This window comes from Streptomyces sp. NPDC048171, from assembly GCF_043202655.1.
Lineage (GTDB): Bacteria > Actinomycetota > Actinomycetes > Streptomycetales > Streptomycetaceae > Streptomyces.
This window is the reverse complement of record NZ_JBIDAU010000003.1, coordinates 351,259-367,057: the sequence shown is the minus strand read 5'-3', so window position 1 is coordinate 367,057 and position 15,799 is coordinate 351,259. Positions and strand designations below refer to the sequence as shown.

Genomic DNA, 15,799 nt, shown 5'->3' with positions numbered 1-15,799 from the left:
GTCAGTCCTCCTCCCGGCGCAGCACGCACCGCAGGACGGCGCGCGGGCCGACGTCGAGGTCGCGCACGTAGCTGTGCGTGCCGCCCTCGGGGCGCAGTCCGGCCCCGGCGAACGCGTCGAGGACCGCGGCGTCGGGCAGCAGGGTCATGGGCACGTCGTCGGGCAGCAGGTACTGGCCCTCGCCGGTGCCCGGCCGCAGCCGCGGGTCCAGGGTCTCGGCGGTGAAGGTGTTGAGCGCCAGCCGGCCGCCCGGCCGCAGCACCCGGCGGATCTCACCGACCGCCGTGTCCCACTGCGCCCGGTCGACGGCGTTGTGCAGGACGCCGTAGCAGACCACCAGGGCGAAGGCGTCGTCGTCGGCCGGGACGGCGTGGGCGGCGCCCTGCCGGACCGTGATCCGCCCGTCCGGGTACCCGGCGGTGCGGGCCCGGGTCGCCGCGACCATGCCCTCGTGCAGGTCGACCGCGAGGACGTCGAAGCCGCGCTCCAGCAGGGCGACGGTGTTGCGGCCGCCGCCGCAGCCGAGGTCGAGCGCGGGGCCGTCGACCGGGGTGCGGCCGAGCAGGTCGGTGAGGTAGGGCCGGACGCCGAGGGCGCGGAACTCCGCGACCGTCTCCGGGGAGTTCCAGTAGGCGGCGGCGCGGCCGGCGGCCGTGGTCGTGTCGGTCATCGGGGGGACCCCGTCTCCTCGTAGGTGCCGTTGTGCGGCCGGGCGTGGATCACGTCCATGTCCAGTTCGGCGAAGCGCTCGGCGCAGCGGGCGGGTTCGTCGGTGAGGGCGAAGAAGGCCGGGCCGACGGAGGACAGGGCGAGCACGGTCGCCGCCTTCTCGTGCCACAGGGACTCCACTTCGCCGGCCAGCTCGGTCAGGCCGGGGTGCGAGAAGGAGCAGTTCTCGATGCTGCCCATCCGGAACCGGTAGTCGAAGACCAGGGAGCCGAGCGGGGCGAGGTCGCCGCGGAGCGCGGCCGGCATGGCCTCGTGCAGCATCCGGAACGCGATGGTGGGCGACCAGCGTTCGCCGGTGGCCCGGAACCGGTCGAAGTGGGCGACCTCGGCGGCCATCAGTTCGTCGGTGGGGCGTTCCTCCAGGCTCCGGGGCACCCCGATGACCAGGGACAGGTGCTCGGGCACGGGCACGGACAGCACGACGGTGCCGCGTCCGGCGACGACCTGCACGCCGCCCGGGTAGAGCCCGGAGGCGGCCGACCCGCCGATGCACTGCACGGGGGTGAGCAGACCGGGCTTGCCGCCGTGCTCCTCGCCGTGGTTGCCGGTGAGGTACGGCAGCAGGTCGGCGCGGTCCACCGGGCAGCCGTACAGGTGGTTCACGGCGGCGGCGACGGCCGCGATCAGGCTGCTGCTCGAGCCGAACCCGGCGTGCACCGGCAGCGGGTCGCTCTCCACGCCGATCGCCAGGTCGGGTGCGACTCCGAGCGCGGCGCACATGATCAGCGCCGCGTGCTCGACCAGGTCGGGTCTGCGGACGCCGGGGTCCAGGGCCAGTCCGGCACCGGGGTCCCGCGGACGCACGTGGACGTGGTGGTACCGGGCGACGGAGAGGACGACCTCGCCGGCGTCGTAGATGAGGTTGTTGTCGCCCGCGATCGCCCCGGGCTGGAGGGCCATGGCGTTCAGCCGGGTCGGGTAGCGGACGCGCACCTCGTCGGCGGGCGGGCGCACCGGGCCCGGGGGCGTGGCGAGCGGGTGGTGGACGGTGCCGGGGGTGAAGGGCGCGAACAGGGGGGCCGGGGTGGGCGTGGACGGGCCGGAGGCCGTGGGGGTCACGTCGGTCACTTCTCCGTGGTTGCGCCGGACAGGAGGCGGTGGCGGGCGAGGGTCAGCTCCGCCAGGTGGTCGAGGGAGTCGGTGGTGTAGCCGCCGCTGCCGAGGGAGCCGTCCGGGCGGATGTTCATGTTGGCCTTGGCGAGCTGCAGGTGCGGGAGGCGGAAGCGGAGCAGTTCCCGCATGAGCGAGCGCAGTCCGGCGAGCGCGCGCCCGGCCGCGGGCCGGACCGGGGAGTGCGCGGTGGCCTCGTCCACCAGCCGGGGGAGCAGGGGCCGATGGCGGCGGGCCCGGTCGCTCGCCGCGCGGTAGGCGGCGGGCAGGTAGGGCAGGTTCTCGCGCAGATACCCCTCGTACCACTCCTCCGCCTGGTCGCCGGGCTCCGGCCGGATCAGCAGGATGTCGACGAGCAGGGGGGTCATCTGCGCCCCGCCCGGCGCGTAGAGCACCTGGCCGCCGACGGTCATCGGCGGGAAGTAGGGGCGCAGTTCACCCGAGAAGGTCTGCGGGGTGATGGCCCGCTTCACGGCCAGCAGCGACTGGGCGAAGACGGTGAAGCCCCGGGTCGCCTCGGCCAGCAGCTCCGGCAGCCCGGGGTCCTCCGCGGTGAGCGGCAGTGCTTCGAGCAGGGCGTCGACCGCGGGGCGCAGGGCGACGCCGGCGGTGCGCACCTCCCGGATGAACAGCGCCTCCTCGGGCAGTTCGGTGAAGGAGCGTACGGCGTTCTCGGGGTTGCGCAGGGCGTACGTGTAGACGCTGTCGCGGGGCACCTCGCCGGTGAGGGCGCCGAGGCGCAGCAGGGTCTCCTCCGCGCCTGGTACGCGGCGGAGATCGACGCCGTGGCGCTCCAGCGAGGCGAGGGCGAATCCGAGGTCGCGCAGGGCCGCGCCGGCGGTGACGGTGTCGCGCACGTTCGCCGCGACCCGGCCGTGCCAGGTGCGGGCGAGCCGTTCGAGGCCGGCGATGTCACCGGCTCGGTTGAGGGCGGGCAGCCGCGGCGCGTCGCGGGCGGCGTCGAGTGGGTCGGAACCGGCCACGAGCTGGTCCAGTTCGCGCATGGGTGAGGCGAGCAGCACGGAAATCGCAGTCTCCTGGTGGGGTGAGAGCGCGGTTCGACGGCGGTGACGGCGTCACGGGGCCTGGTGCGGCCCGGTCGCGGTCCCCGGTCGGAGGTCGGTGGTGCGGTCGGTGCCCGGCGGGTCAGACGGTGCCGATGAGTTCGTCCAGCGCGCGCACGCGTCGTGCGACGGAGCCCGGCGGGAGCGCCGAGTCCGGTGCGTCGGTGAGCCAGACGGCGGGCAGGCCCGCGGTGCCGGCGGCGGCCAGACCGGCGTAGGAGTCCTCGACGGCGAGGAGCCCGGAGGCCGGCCCGGCGGGGGCGCAGGCGCGCAGTGCGCCGAGGTAGGTGTCGGGGGCGGGCTTGGTCCGCACGCCGGGGCCCGCGCAGTGCACGGAGTGGAAGGCGGACCGGATGCCGAGCCGGTGGAGGTGTCCCTCCACCCAGTCCCGGCCGTTGCCGGAGGCGATCGCCAGGCGGTGCCCGCGCTCCCGGCAGTGGGCGAGGAAGGGGCGCACGCCGGGCCGGGCGTCGAGCAGGTCGGCCCGGGCGCGGTTGCGGCGCTCGAACTCGGACCACAGGGCCCGTGTGCGCCGCCGGCCCAGTGCGTCGGTCAGGTCCCGGCGCAGGGCGTCCCGGTCGAGCGTGCCGTCGGTCCGTACGCTCAGCGCGCCCCGTGCCTCCGGCGCACTGTCGCCCAGCAGGTCACGCCAGACGTCGATGCCGGTGCGTTCCGTGTCGAGCAGTACCCCGTCGAAATCCAGGACGATCAGCCGGCGTAAGTCCTGTGCCCTCACGATGAATCAAATCCCCCGTCCCCCGTGCACGGCGAAGCGGACGGCCCCCATTGATGTGCCGCCCTGCCCCGCCCTTTGGTCTGGACCATTGAACTCTAAGCGGCAACGCCGCCTACTTCAACAGCCTTTCGGGAGCGCGGCTCGAGAGCGGGGCGGGCCCTGCTCGGGTCCTGTTCGGGCCCTGCTCGACCGGGCCCCGTGCGCGGGGCACCCCGCGCCCCCCGTCAGCCCTTCCCCGTCAGCACGTCGGCCGCCGCCACCCCCGACGCCGCGCTCGCGCCGTGCGTGAAGATCTGGGCGTGCGCCGCCGTCGCCGTGCCCGGCAGGCCCATCTCCACCACGATCGCGTCGGGGCGGGCCGTGGTCAGGCCGGTCACCGCGCGGCTCATCCACGGGTGGCGGGCCGCGTCGCGGGCGACGACGACCAGGGGGCGTCCCGCGGCCGGTTCGAGGGCGCAGCTCGTCAGCTCCAGCGCGCCCCCGCGCAGGTCCTCGTCGTGCACCCGCACCGAGGTCGTGCCGGGCAGCCGCTCGCGCAGCGGACCGGCGACGCCCCACGGGGTCTCGTTGCCGATCGCCATGTTCGTCACCGGTGCCAGCTCGACCACGTGCGGCGCGGCGGTCAGCGGCAGCGCCTCGCGCGCGGCCCCGCTGAGCCGGACGGCGCGGCGGGCGGCGAGGTGCCCGATCCCGTCGCCGGCCGTCTCCCCGTCGCCGCCCTTCTCTCCGGTGCCTCCGGCCGACGCCCGCAGCGCGGCCGACCAGCCGGCGAACTCCCGTACCCGGCCCGCCGCCTCGGCCAGCCGTTCCTCCGGCAGCTCACCTGCGGCGACCGCGGCGGACAGCGCCTTGACCAGCAGCTCGGTCGTGGCCTCCTCGGCGCTCTCGCCGCCGACGCAGATCGCGTCCACCCCGGCGGCGACCGCCTTCACCGTGGCGCCGTCGATGCCGTACCGGCGGGTGACGGCGCCCATCTCGATGGCGTCGCTGACCACCAGCCCGTCGAAGCCCAGTTCGTCGCGGAGCAGGTCCCGCAGGATGCGCCGGCTGAGCGTGGCCGGCAGGTCGGGGTCGTAGGCGGGCACGAGCAGGTGGCCGCTCATCACCGCGCGCACCCCGGCCGCGAGCGCCGCCCGGAACGGGGGCAGGGCCTGGGCCGCGATGTCGTCCCGCCCGGCACCGTAGGCCGGCAGGTCGTGGTGCGAGTCGACGGCGACGTCTCCGTGGCCGGGGAAGTGCTTGGCGCAGGCGGCGACGCCGGACGACTGGAGGCCCCGGATCCACGCGGCGGTGTGCCGGGAGACCACGTCGGGGTCCGAGCCGAAGGAGCGTACGCCGATGATGGGGTTGTCGGGGTTGGAGTTGACGTCCGCGCTCGGCGCGTAGTCGAGGCTCACCCCGGCGGTGCGCAGCTGCCGGCCCAGGTCGGCGGCGACGGCCTCGGTCAGCTCCGTGTCGTCGACCGTGCCGAGCGCGAAGTTGCCCGGCCGGGACGATCCGGTGGCCGACTCGATCCGGGTGACGTCACCGGCCTCCTCGTCGATGGCGACGATCAACTCCGGGTTTTCCGCTCGCAGTCGCGCGGTCAGTCGGGCGACCTGCTCGATGGAGACGATGTTGCGGGAGAAGAGCACCACGGAGGCCAGGCCGTCGCCGATGTCGCGCAGGACCCAGTCGGGCGCCTCGGTGCCGACGAAACCCGGCTGGAGGACGGAGAGCGCGAGCCGGCGCAGCTCGCCGTTGTGCTTGCTGGAGGCCATCGGGCGCGCCTTTCGGTGACGTTTCTTGGTATAGACCAAGGGGGTGCGCGTTCAGGTTAACCAGGCCTGTCAAGAGGGGCGGCGCCGAACTCGGAAGTAACAACTTTCCTCGTCGGGAGGGGTGTTGACACTCTCCCTTGGTCTAGTCCATTGTGAGGCGCAAGTTCGGCGAGGGACACATGGGACACCAGTTTCCGCGCCGGACACCTGCCGCGGCCGGGCTGCGAAGACCGCTCGCGACGCCTTCCGTACGACCACTTCCGTGACGACCACCCCGGACGAGACGACCATTCCGGACGAGGGCGCGGACCGGGCGAGCCCCTGAACCGGGAGAGCCCCGTCCGTCCGAGCCGCCCTCGTCGCCCCGCTCCGCCCCCGGACGCGAGCGGGCCCCGCTGCCCCCACCGACCTGATGTGCGACGGCCCGACCTCCGCCGCACACACCGCCGTTGCCGCACGGTGCGACGGCGAGGATCTGGAGCACCACATGGCGACGCCCGATTCCTACCTCCACCGAGCCCCGTCGGACATCCCCTACTTCAGCGCGGACGCCGACACCTACCTGGCCCGCACCCAACTGCGCGACCTCGAGAAGACCCGCCCGCTGCGGGTGCTGTCCGAGGAGGACTTCGCGCACTGGCAGACGTACGGCTACGTCGTGGTCAAGGAGGCGATACCCGCCTCCTCCGCGCGCAGGCTGCTCGACTTCGCCTGGGAGTTCCAGGGCCTCGACCCGGACCGGCCCGACACCTGGTACCAGGACCGCGAGTACCGCTCCGACCTCGACCGCGAACTGCACATCTACGGCTTCGTCGAGGCGTACCAGCATCAGCTCATCTGGGACAGCCGCCAGAGCCGGCGCGTGTACGACGCCTTCGTCGACGTGTGGGACTGCGAGGAGCTGTGGGTCACCCTGGACCGGCTCAACCTCAACCCGCCCAACGTCGGCAACCGCGACCGCGCCCTCATCGACAAGCCCGAGCGCGGCTTCGACATCGATCTGCACTGGGACGTCGACACCACGCTCGGCGTGCTGCCCCAGCGCGTCCAGGGCATCATCGCCCTCAACGACACCAAGCCCGACCACGGCGGCTTCCAGTGCTGTCCCGAGCTGTTCCGCCGCTTCGACCGCTGGAAGGCGCTCCAGCCCGACGGCCGTGACCCGATCCGGCCCGCGATCGACCGCGAGGACATGCCCGTCGTACGGCCCGACCTGGAAGCCGGCGACCTGCTCATCTGGAACGGCCTGCTGGCCCACGGAGTGGCGCCCAACGTCTCCGGCGAGGGCGTGCGCGCCGTCCAGTACCTGTCGATGATGCCCGCGCTGGAGAGCCACCACCGGCTGCGCGACTCCCGCGTCGACTCCTGGCGCAACCTCACCACCCCCGACTGGAACGTCACGCTCCTCGGCGACGCCCACCGCCACGAGTCCGAGCGCTACGGGCCCGCCGAACTGAACGAACTGGGCGCCAGGCTGCTGGGCCTGACGCCCTGGCACGAGGACGCCGGCACCGGCACGGACGAGGCGACCGACGAGGCCACCGGGGACGCCGCATGCGCAGCATCTGCCTGACCCTGCCCACCAACCGGCACTGCCCGGACACCATCACGGCACTCGGTGAGGAAGCGTCCTACGCGGCCGCTCACTTCGACATCGATGTCCACCTGCTGGTCCTCGACTCCTGCCCGCCCGAGGACCACGCCGCCCACGCCGCGGCGCTGCGGCGGCTGCCCCCGCACCCCCGGATCACGGCGCACCACCTCGACGAGGCCGCCCAGCGCGACTTCCTGGAGCGGGTCACGGCACGCTCCGGCAGCGCCAAGCCCGAGCTGCTCCTCGACCTGATGCTGCCCGACGGCCTGTCCTACGGCGCCTGCACCAACCGCGCCTTCCTGATCGCGGCGGCGCTCGGCTGCGAGTCCGTGCACCGCAGGGACTCCGACAGCCGCTACCAGAGCGTGGACGGCCGCACGGTCTTCCCCGTCCACCACGAACTGCTCTCCCTCGGCAGGCGCGCCGCCGACGCCGTGTCCGGCGTCACCGAGTCCGCCCTCGCGGACGGCCTCCTCGCACGGCGGGTCGCCATGGTGGGCAGCTCCTTCGTGGGCGAACTCTCCGTGGACATCGCGCGGATACGCGACACCGACCCCGGCATCTACCACGACGTGGTCTCCCTGTGGGCGCCCGAGGACTGGACCCCCGAACAGAAACGCGACCTGGTCGAGGAGTCCTTCGCCGGCGCCGGCACCGACCCCTTCACGGCGGACCACTCGCTGCTCACGGTGGTCGACCCCATGCGGGTCGACATGTGCAACATCGCCTTCCACGGGGAGACGGTCAGCGAGCGCGTGCCGCTGCCGCCCGCCCGCGACACCATCGGCAGCGACTACTTCCTCATCCACCTGGTGCACGACGCCCGGCTGCCCGGCGTGCTGCACAACCGCAACATCGTCAACTACTACACCGGCGAACGGCGGACCGGCCCGGGATTCCTCGCCTACCAGACCCGCTTCGCCAAGTTCCTGCTGTCGATGCTCTACTTCCACTTTGTCTACGACCGCATGGCCGAGGCCGGCGACACCCTCCTGGACGAGCACGGCCGGGCCCGCCCCACCGCGGTCGCCGCCCTGGCCCGCGAGAGCACCAGCCTGGACACCGCGGAGAACGTCCGCAGGCTCGACGCCCTCGACACCGCCTACCGGCGCCTGGGCGGCCCGTACGCCGACTTCGCCGACCTGCTGGCCGGCCGGCGCGAACGGCTCCTCGACGAGGCACGCGGCGACATGGCCGACTTCGCCCTGCTCACCGAGGCGTGGCAGGGGCTGGTCGCCGCCGCCAAGGCCACGCCCCCGGTCCGGCCGCCGGTGGCGCCGCGGTGAGCGCGCTGACGGGCCCGGTGCCGAGCGCGGTCCTCGCCGAGCCCCTGGCCGCCGCCCTCGCCGCCGCCACCGAGGACCGCATCGTCTACGACCTGGCCGGCATCGAGCAGCGGTACGACACCCTGCGCCGGGAACTGCCCGGCGTCGAGGTGCGGTTCGCGATGAAGGCCTGCCCGGTCGACGAGGTCCTCGCCGCGCTGGCCCGCCGCGGCGCCGGCGCCGACGCGGCCAGTCCCGGCGAGATCGAACAGGCGCTGCGCGCCGGAGTGCCGGCCGGACGCGTGCACTACGGCAACACCGTGAAGTCCGACCGGAACATCGCCGACGCGTACCGGCTCGGCATCCGCACCTTCGCCACCGACAGCGTCCAGGACGTCGCCGCCCTCGCCCGCCACGCCCCCGGCGCCCGCGTCTTCTGCCGGGTGGCGACCGGCGGGGCGGGCGCCGTATGGGGGCTCAGCAACAAGTTCGGCTGCTCGCCCGGCGACGCCGTCCGCGTCATGGAACGGGCCCGGGAAGCCGGTCTGGTCCCGGCCGGCCTGTCCGTGCACGTCGGCTCCCAGCAGATGACCGGCGAGGCGTGGCACGCCGCCGTCGAGGACCTCGGCGAGGTGCTGCGCGCCCTGCACCGGCGCGGTATCCGCGTCGACCACGTCAACCTCGGCGGCGGCCTGCCCGCGCTCGGCTACCGCGACCGGCGCGGCGCCCCTCTCGACCCACCGCTGGACAAGATCTTCGCGGTGATCCGGGAGGGCGTGGACGAACTCCGCCGGATCCACGGCGGACCGCTGGACTTCGTCATCGAACCCGGCCGGCACCTCGTCGCCGACCACGGTGCGATCCGCGCCCACGTCGCCCGCCTCACCGAACGCCGGGACGCCGACGGCGAACGCCGGCACTGGCTCTACCTGAGCTGCGGCAAGTTCAACGGCCTGTACGAGATGGACGCCCTCCAGTACCGGCTGGTGTTCCCGACCCACCCCCACGGGCCCACCGTCCGGGCCGTCGTCGCCGGACCCACCTGCGACAGCGACGACGCCTACTCCCACGAGGAGGGACTGGTGCCCGTACCCCGCGCACTCGCCTCGGGCGACCCGGTCTGGGTGCTGTCCGCGGGCGCCTACGCGACCAGTTACACGACCCTGGGGTTCAACGGCGTCGCCCCGCTCCCGTACGCCTGGGCGGACCGCCCCGAGGGGACCGGCGCCGATGACTGACACCGTGCGCGTCCGGCCCCTCGCCGACCGGGACTGGGACGCCGTCGTGGCGCTGGAGCGGGACGCCTACACGGGCCTCGGGCTGTCCGAGGGCCGGGCGGCGCTGGAGTCCCGCGCGGCGGCCTCGCCGGACACCTGCTTCGTCGTGGACGTCGGCGCCCGCACCGCCGGATACCTGCTGGCCCTCCCCTACCCGCCGCACCGCTACCCGGACCTGACGCAGGCGGAGGAGGCCGCGACGGCGTTACCGGCCGGCAACCTCCACCTGCACGACATCGTCGTGGCACCCGGCCTGCGCCGCAGAGGGCTGGCGCGGCACCTGCTGCACCATCTGACCGGCACCGCCCGGACGCGTGGGGACGAGCGGATCTCGCTGGTCGCCGTGGGCGGCACCGAGCGGTTCTGGTCGGCGCGCGGCTTCGTGGCCGAGCCGGGGGTGGTGCCCGAGGGCGCCTACGGCGGCGCGGCCGTCTACATGTCCAGGCCGGTCCCGGCCCACCCGTCCCTCTCCCCGCCCCCGAGTCCGTCCCCGTCCCTGCGCGAAGTGAGCTGATGCGCGTGTCCCGTGTCCACGACCCCTTCCTGCGCGGCCAGTTGGCGATCGCCGCGCTGTTCCTGTCCCTCGGCTTCCAGTACGCCACCTGGGCCGCGCGGATCCCGGCGATCAAGTCCGACCTGGACCTGAGCGCCGCCGAGGTGGGGGTGCTCCTGATGGCCGCGGGGGTCGGCGCGGCGGTGTCGTTCCCGTTGGTGGCGTGGCTGATGCGGCGCATGGGCTCGCGGCGGCTCGGCCTGCTCTCCCAGCTCGGCCTCGCCCTGCTCCTGCTCGGCCTGTCGGCGGCCCCCAACTACCCGGTGGCCCTGCTGGTGATGTGCGCCGACGGCGTCCTCGTCGGCTGCCTGAACGTGGCCATGAACGCGCAGGGCTCCGCACTGGAGACACGGCACGAACGCAACACCATGGCGAAGCTCCACGCGACCTTCTCCGCCGGCTCGCTGCTCGCCGCACTGCTCGCCTCGGGCATGACCGCCGCGACCGGCTCCGTCGCCGCGCACTTCGGCGTGGCCGTCGTCCTCCTGGTCGCCCTGGGCGCCGCCGCCCGCACGGGGCTCCTCGACGACGAGGCGCCGGCGGACGGGGCGGGCGAGGCGGCCCCCGCGGACGCGGCCGCCACCACCGGCGGGAAACCGGCCGGCCGCCGCTGGAACATCCCCTCCAGCCTGACCCTGTGGATGTGCTGCGCCATGGTCTTCGGCACGGTCGCCGAGGGCGCCATGAACGACTGGTCCGCCCTCTACCTCGAGGACGTCGCCGAGGCGTCGGCGGAACTCGCGCCCCTGGGCATCGCCGTGGTGTCCGGGATGATGGTCGTCGCCCGCCTGTTCGCCGACGGCTGGCGGGCCCGCTGGGGCGACGGCCGGGTCGTCCTCCTCGGCAGCGCGGTCGCCGCCGCCGGCCTCGCCCTCGCCCTGGTCAGCGGTGGCGTCGCACCGGCCCTCGCGGGCTTCGCCTGCATGGGCCTGGGCATCGCCGCCGTGACCCCCTGCGTCTACGCCGCCGCGGCCCGCCAGGGCTCGGACGCGCTCACCCTGGTCGCCGCCATGGGCACCACCGGGCTGCTGGCCGGGCCGCCGCTCATCGGCTTCATCGCCGGCGCGAGCAGCCTGGCCTGGGGCATGGGCGCCGTCGCGGCGTCCGCGGGCGCCGTCGCCCTGTGCAGCACCCGCATCCGCTGGACCCCGGCACCGGCCGTACCGGACGAGGCCGCCACCCCCGCCTGACCTCGCCCCCTTGAACGCCCCCGGCCGCGCGTACGTATGCCCTCACAACCGCCCGCGGCCCGGGGAAGGCGGACGCGGGGACGACGTGAGGATCAGGCGATGAACGAACGGGTCACACCGGCGCCGGCGATGCACGCCCTGCCCGACGGGGAGGCCGAGGTCGCCCTCGTGCTGCGCCTGCCCTGGGAGGACGTGGCCCGGCTCGGCCAGGAGGCCGGGCGGCTGGCCGCGCAGATGCAGCGTCCGGTGACGCTGGACGAGGCGGTGAGCCACCGGCTGCGCTCCGCGCGGGCCGCGGCGACGCACGCCAGGCCGGCCGGTGAACAGCCGCCCGCGGTGGCCGCGTCGGCGTCCGGCACGGCACCCGCATCGGTGTCGTCGCTGCCCGCGCGGCCCCCGGCCGAGCAGGCACGGCAGGCCATCGACCGGATCAACGGCACCGCGTAGCACCGGCGGAGCCGGAGTCAGCCGCGCCGCTCCTCCACCACCCGCGCGGTCTTGCGGGCGGCGACCAGGACGGGGTCCCACACCGGGGAGAAGGGCGGCGCGTACCCCAGATCGAGGGCCGTCATCCGGTCCACGGTCATCCCGGCCGTGAGGGCCACCGCGGCGATGTCGACCCGCTTGCCGGCGCCCTCGCGGCCGACGATCTGGACGCCGAGCAGCCGGCCGGTGCGCCGCTCCGCGAGCATCTTCACCGTCATGGGGGAGGAGTCCGGGTAGTAGCCCGCACGGCTGGTCGACTCGATCGTGGCCGTCACGAACCGCAGCCCCGCCCGCAGGGCGTCCTTCTCGCGCAGCCCGGTGCGCGCGATCTCCAGGTCGCACACCTTGCTGACCGCGGTGCCGGCCACGCCGGGGAAGGTGGCGTAACCGCCGCCCACGTTGGTGCCAACGACCTGACCGTGCTTGTTGGCGTGCGTGCCCAGCGGGATGTGCCGCGACTGCCCGGAGACCAGGTCGAGCACCTCCACGCAGTCGCCGCCCGCCCAGATGTTCTCGTGCCCCCGCACCCGCATGCCGAGATCGGTCAGCAGCCCGCCGTGCGCGCCGAGCGGCAGCCCGGCGGCCTCGGCCAGCGAGGTCTCGGGGCGTACGCCGATGCCGAGCACGACCACGTCCGCCGGGTACTCGGCGCCCTCGGCGGCCACCGCCCGGACCCGGCCGTCGTCCCCGGTGAGCACCTCGGTGACCTCGGCGCCGTTCACCATGGTGATGCCGAGGCCCTCCATGGCCTCGTGCACCATGCGGCCCATGTCCGGGTCCAGCGTCGACATCGGCTCCCGGCCGCGGTTGACGACCGTCACCTCGTAGCCGCGTTGGATGAGCGCCTCGGCCATCTCCACGCCGATGTACCCGGCACCGACGACCACCGCGCGACGGCCGCGCGTGCGGGTGAGCGTGTCGAGCAGCGCCTGACCGTCGTCGAGGGTCTGGACCCCGTGCACGCCGGGCGCGTCGACGCCCGGCAGCTCCGGCCGGATCGGCCGCGCCCCGGTACCGATCACGAGCTTGTCGTACGGCGTCCAGGACTCCGCCCCCGAATCGAGGTCACGCGCGCGCACCCGCCCGCCGGCCACGTCGATCTCCGTGACCTCCGTGCGCATCCGCAGGTCGATGTCGCGGGCGCGGTGCTCCTCGGGCGTACGGGCGATCAGCTGGTCCCGGTCGGCCACGTCGCCGCCGACCCAGTACGGGATGCCGCACGCCGAGTACGAACTGAAGTGGCCGCGCTCGAACGCCACGATCTCCAGTTCCTCCGGGCCCTTCAACCGGCGGGCCTGTGACGCCGCGGACATCCCCGCGGCGTCACCGCCGATCACGACCAGTCGCTCTCTCGTACCGCCCGCGGCGCTCATGCTCATGCGAACACGCTACGCGGACCCGGCACTTCAGTCCCGCGCGCCGCTCTCCTCCCCGCGCGCCGCCGGTACCGCCGGTGACGGCGACTGGGCGGGTGCCGTCGCCGGTGCCGTGCGGCGCGGCAGCCTGGGCCGCACCACCCGCAGCCACACCAGCACCAGCAGCGACGCCACGACGGCGAACGGCAGCACCGCGCCGAGGGCGACCGCCAGCCAGCGCAGCATCGTCACGAAGGCGTCCCAGCCGCCGGCCAGCGCGTCCGTGAACCCGGGGTCGTCGTCCTCGGCGGCCTCGTCGACCGGCGTCTCGGACAGGGACAGGGTGATGGTGGCCAGGCTGGTGCGGTCCTTCAGGGACGCCTGCTGGGCGAGCAGCGCCTCCAGTTCGGTCTGCCGGGAACTCAGCTCGCCCTCCAGTGTCACCACGTCGCTGAGCTTCGCCGCCCGGTCCATCAGCTCCCGCACCCGGGCCACGCTGGCCCGCTGCGACTTGACCCGGCTCTCCACGTCGACGACCTGGTCGGTGACGTCCTCCGCCTTCGCGCCCCGGTGCAGCAGCTTCCCGGCACCCTCCAGGCCGTCGAGGACGTCCTGGTACGCGTCGACGGGCACGCGCAGCTCCAGCCGGGTGCGTTCCCGGCCGTCCTCGTCCCGGCTGGTGTCCTCGTCGCCCACGTAGCCGCCCTCGTTCTCGACGGTGGTGCGGGCCTCGTCCAGGGCCTTCGGCACGTCCTCGACCTGGACGGTCAGCGAGGCGGTGCGGATGACGTGGGTCGCGGCGGCCTTCGGCGGAGCGGTCGCCCCGGCACCGGAGGCGTCGCCGCCCGCCGCGCCCGGGCGGTCGTCGGCCGCAGGGGGAGCGGCCTCCTTGGCCGCGCCGCCCGCGCTGTCCGCGCCGGAGTCACCGCCCCCGGAGGTGCATCCGGTCAGCGCGAGAGCCCCGGCCAGCAGGAGGGCGGCCAGCGCCGGAAGCGGTCGTGGGAAGGATGATGTGCGCACAGGGGCCCCCGGGATCGTCGGTACGACTGTCGTTCCTACGACGCGTGGAGCGGCCCGCAGGCCGGCGCGGAACGGTCCCGAACAGGTCACGGTCCGGACTCGCGGGGCCCGGACACGTGACCGGCCTGGCGGCGGCCCCGCCGGTGGGGTCTGAGACGCTGGGGGACATGTGCGCAAGCGAGACCCCCGCGGGGCGGGTTCCCGTGGCCCCGGACCCGGGACCGGGACATGTCGTCGTCGTCGGAGCCGGCATCGCCGGACTGGCCGCCGCCCACCGCCTGCTGGAGCGGGGCGCCCGGGTGACCGTGCTGGAGGCCGCCGACCGGGTCGGCGGCAAGCTGCTGCCCGGTGAGATCGCCGGCGTCCGCGTCGACCTCGGCGCCGAGTCGATGCTGGCCCGCCGCCCCGAGGCCGTCGGCCTGGCCCGCGCGGCCGGTCTCGCCGACCGCCTCCAGCCGCCGGCCACCGCGTCGGCCTCCCTGTGGACCCGCGGTGCGCTGCGCCCCATGCCCAAGGGCCACGTCATGGGCGTCCCCGGCACCGCCGCCGCCCTGGCCGGCGTCCTCTCCGACGAGGGCCTGGCCCGCATCGAGCGTGACGCCGACCTGCCGCGCACCGAGGTGGGCGACGACGTCGCGGTGGGGGAGTACGTCGCCGTGCGCCTCGGCCGCGAGGTCGTCGACCGCCTCGTGGAACCGCTGCTCGGCGGCGTCTACGCGGGCGACGCCTACCGCATCTCGCTGCGCTCCGCCGTGCCCCAGCTCTTCGAGGCGGCCCGCGACCACACCTCCCTCACCGAGGCGGTGCGCGCCCTCCAGGGACGGACGGCCACCTCACCGGCGAGCGGCCCGGTGTTCATGGGCATCGAGGGCGGCATCGGCACCCTGCCCCTCGCCGTCGCCGAGTCGGTCCGGGCGCGCGGCGGCGAGATCGTCACCGGGGCACCCGTGACGGAGCTGCGCCGCACGGCCCCGGACGGCTGGCGGATCGTCGCCGGCGAGCGGGTGCTGCACGCCGGCGCGGTCGTCGTCGCCCTCCCCGCCCGCCCCGCCGCCGATCTGCTGCGCGCCGAGGCGCCCGCGGCCGCCGCCGAGCTGTCCGCGGTGGAGTACGCCTCGATGGCCCTGATCACCCTCGCCTACCGCCGCTCCGACGCCGCCGCCCTGCCCGCGGGCAGCGGCTTCCTGGTGCCGCCGGTCGACGGGCACACCATCAAGGCGTCCACCTTCGCCTCCCGCAAGTGGGGCTGGATCGCCGACGACGACCCGGACCTGGTCGTCCTGCGCACCTCCGTCGGGCGGTACGGCGAGTCGGAGATCCTCGGCCGCGACGACGCGGGCCTGGTCGCCGCCTCCCGGCACGATCTCGGGGAGGCCACCGGGCTGACCGCCGAACCCGTCGCCACCCGGGTCACCCGCTGGCAGGACGGCCTGCCCCAGTACCCCGTCGGCCACCACGCGCGCGTGGCCCGTGTCCGCGGGCACGTCGCGAAGCTCCCGGGCCTCGCGGTGTGCGGGGCGGCCTACGACGGCGTCGGCATCCCGGCGAGCATCGCGAGCGCGTACGCGGCCGTGGACCGGATTCACGGGGGCCCGCGCGACGTGGACGGGCCGACCGCCCACCCGGTGCGGAGTCCGCACGGCGGAGCGGGAGAATAGGG

Annotated in this window: 14 protein-coding genes; 7 read left to right on the top strand and 7 right to left on the bottom strand. The window is 74.8% G+C overall.

Annotated elements, in window-relative coordinates:
- Position 1: 1 nt before the first annotated feature.
- The 5 genes from ACGF3J_RS10415 to ACGF3J_RS10395 form a co-directional block, all read right to left on the bottom strand.
- Complete coding sequence (locus ACGF3J_RS10415; protein WP_393853896.1) at positions 2–670, bottom strand: class I SAM-dependent methyltransferase; 669 nt, start codon at positions 668–670, stop codon at positions 2–4.
- The gene (locus ACGF3J_RS10410; protein WP_393853895.1) at positions 667–1,797 is read right to left on the bottom strand and encodes a hypothetical protein; all 1,131 of its coding nucleotides are present in this window, start codon (positions 1,795–1,797) and stop codon (positions 667–669) included. The genes ACGF3J_RS10415 and ACGF3J_RS10410 overlap by 4 nt, the downstream gene beginning before the upstream one ends.
- Positions 1,794–2,861 (bottom strand): monodechloroaminopyrrolnitrin synthase PrnB family protein, encoded by a 1,068-nt coding sequence (locus ACGF3J_RS10405; RefSeq protein WP_393853894.1) that lies wholly within the window; start codon positions 2,859–2,861, stop codon positions 1,794–1,796. Before ACGF3J_RS10405 ends, ACGF3J_RS10410 begins: the two co-directional genes overlap by 4 nt.
- Positions 2,862–2,985: 124 nt before the next feature.
- The gene (locus ACGF3J_RS10400) at positions 2,986–3,639 is read right to left on the bottom strand and encodes an HAD family hydrolase (protein WP_386933849.1); all 654 of its coding nucleotides are present in this window, start codon (positions 3,637–3,639) and stop codon (positions 2,986–2,988) included.
- A 224-nt stretch (positions 3,640–3,863) separates the two neighbouring features.
- Positions 3,864–5,399 (bottom strand): glycoside hydrolase family 3 protein, encoded by a 1,536-nt coding sequence (locus tag ACGF3J_RS10395; protein WP_393853893.1) that lies wholly within the window; start codon positions 5,397–5,399, stop codon positions 3,864–3,866.
- A 487-nt stretch (positions 5,400–5,886) separates the two neighbouring features.
- On the opposite strand from ACGF3J_RS10395, the gene ACGF3J_RS10390 reads away from it, so the two are divergent.
- From ACGF3J_RS10390 to ACGF3J_RS10365, 6 genes are all read left to right on the top strand, one after another.
- Positions 5,887–6,972 carry a phytanoyl-CoA dioxygenase family protein gene (locus ACGF3J_RS10390; RefSeq protein WP_393853892.1) on the top strand — a complete coding sequence of 362 codons (1,086 nt, stop codon included), beginning with the start codon at positions 5,887–5,889 and terminating at the stop codon, positions 6,970–6,972.
- Positions 6,954–8,279 carry a DUF6271 family protein gene (locus ACGF3J_RS10385; protein WP_393853891.1) on the top strand — a complete coding sequence of 442 codons (1,326 nt, stop codon included), beginning with the start codon at positions 6,954–6,956 and terminating at the stop codon, positions 8,277–8,279. Before ACGF3J_RS10390 ends, ACGF3J_RS10385 begins: the two co-directional genes overlap by 19 nt.
- Positions 8,276–9,496, top strand: a complete 1,221-nt coding sequence (locus tag ACGF3J_RS10380; RefSeq protein WP_393853890.1) for a type III PLP-dependent enzyme — start codon at positions 8,276–8,278, stop codon at positions 9,494–9,496. Before ACGF3J_RS10385 ends, ACGF3J_RS10380 begins: the two co-directional genes overlap by 4 nt.
- Complete coding sequence (locus ACGF3J_RS10375) at positions 9,489–10,049, top strand: GNAT family N-acetyltransferase (protein WP_393853889.1); 561 nt, start codon at positions 9,489–9,491, stop codon at positions 10,047–10,049. The genes ACGF3J_RS10380 and ACGF3J_RS10375 overlap by 8 nt, the downstream gene beginning before the upstream one ends.
- Entirely contained in the window at positions 10,049–11,278 is a 1,230-nt protein-coding gene (locus tag ACGF3J_RS10370; RefSeq protein WP_393853888.1) for an MFS transporter, read from the top strand. The genes ACGF3J_RS10375 and ACGF3J_RS10370 overlap by 1 nt, the downstream gene beginning before the upstream one ends.
- 99 nt (positions 11,279–11,377) lie before the next feature.
- Positions 11,378–11,725: a hypothetical protein gene (locus ACGF3J_RS10365; RefSeq protein WP_393853887.1), complete on the top strand. Its 348-nt coding sequence runs from the start codon at positions 11,378–11,380 to the stop codon at positions 11,723–11,725.
- A 17-nt stretch (positions 11,726–11,742) separates the two neighbouring features.
- Here the strand turns inward: ACGF3J_RS10365 and ACGF3J_RS10360 are convergent, their stop codons facing one another.
- Positions 11,743–13,143, bottom strand: a complete 1,401-nt coding sequence (locus tag ACGF3J_RS10360) for an FAD-dependent oxidoreductase (RefSeq protein ID WP_393853886.1) — start codon at positions 13,141–13,143, stop codon at positions 11,743–11,745.
- A gap of 27 nt (positions 13,144–13,170) precedes the next feature.
- Positions 13,171–14,139: a DUF4349 domain-containing protein gene (locus ACGF3J_RS10355; protein WP_393853885.1), complete on the bottom strand. Its 969-nt coding sequence runs from the start codon at positions 14,137–14,139 to the stop codon at positions 13,171–13,173.
- A 167-nt stretch (positions 14,140–14,306) separates the two neighbouring features.
- Between ACGF3J_RS10355 and hemG the strand changes: the two genes are divergently transcribed.
- Positions 14,307–15,797 (top strand): protoporphyrinogen oxidase, encoded by a 1,491-nt coding sequence (hemG, locus tag ACGF3J_RS10350; protein WP_393853884.1) that lies wholly within the window; start codon positions 14,307–14,309, stop codon positions 15,795–15,797.
- Positions 15,798–15,799: the final 2 nt, after the last annotated feature.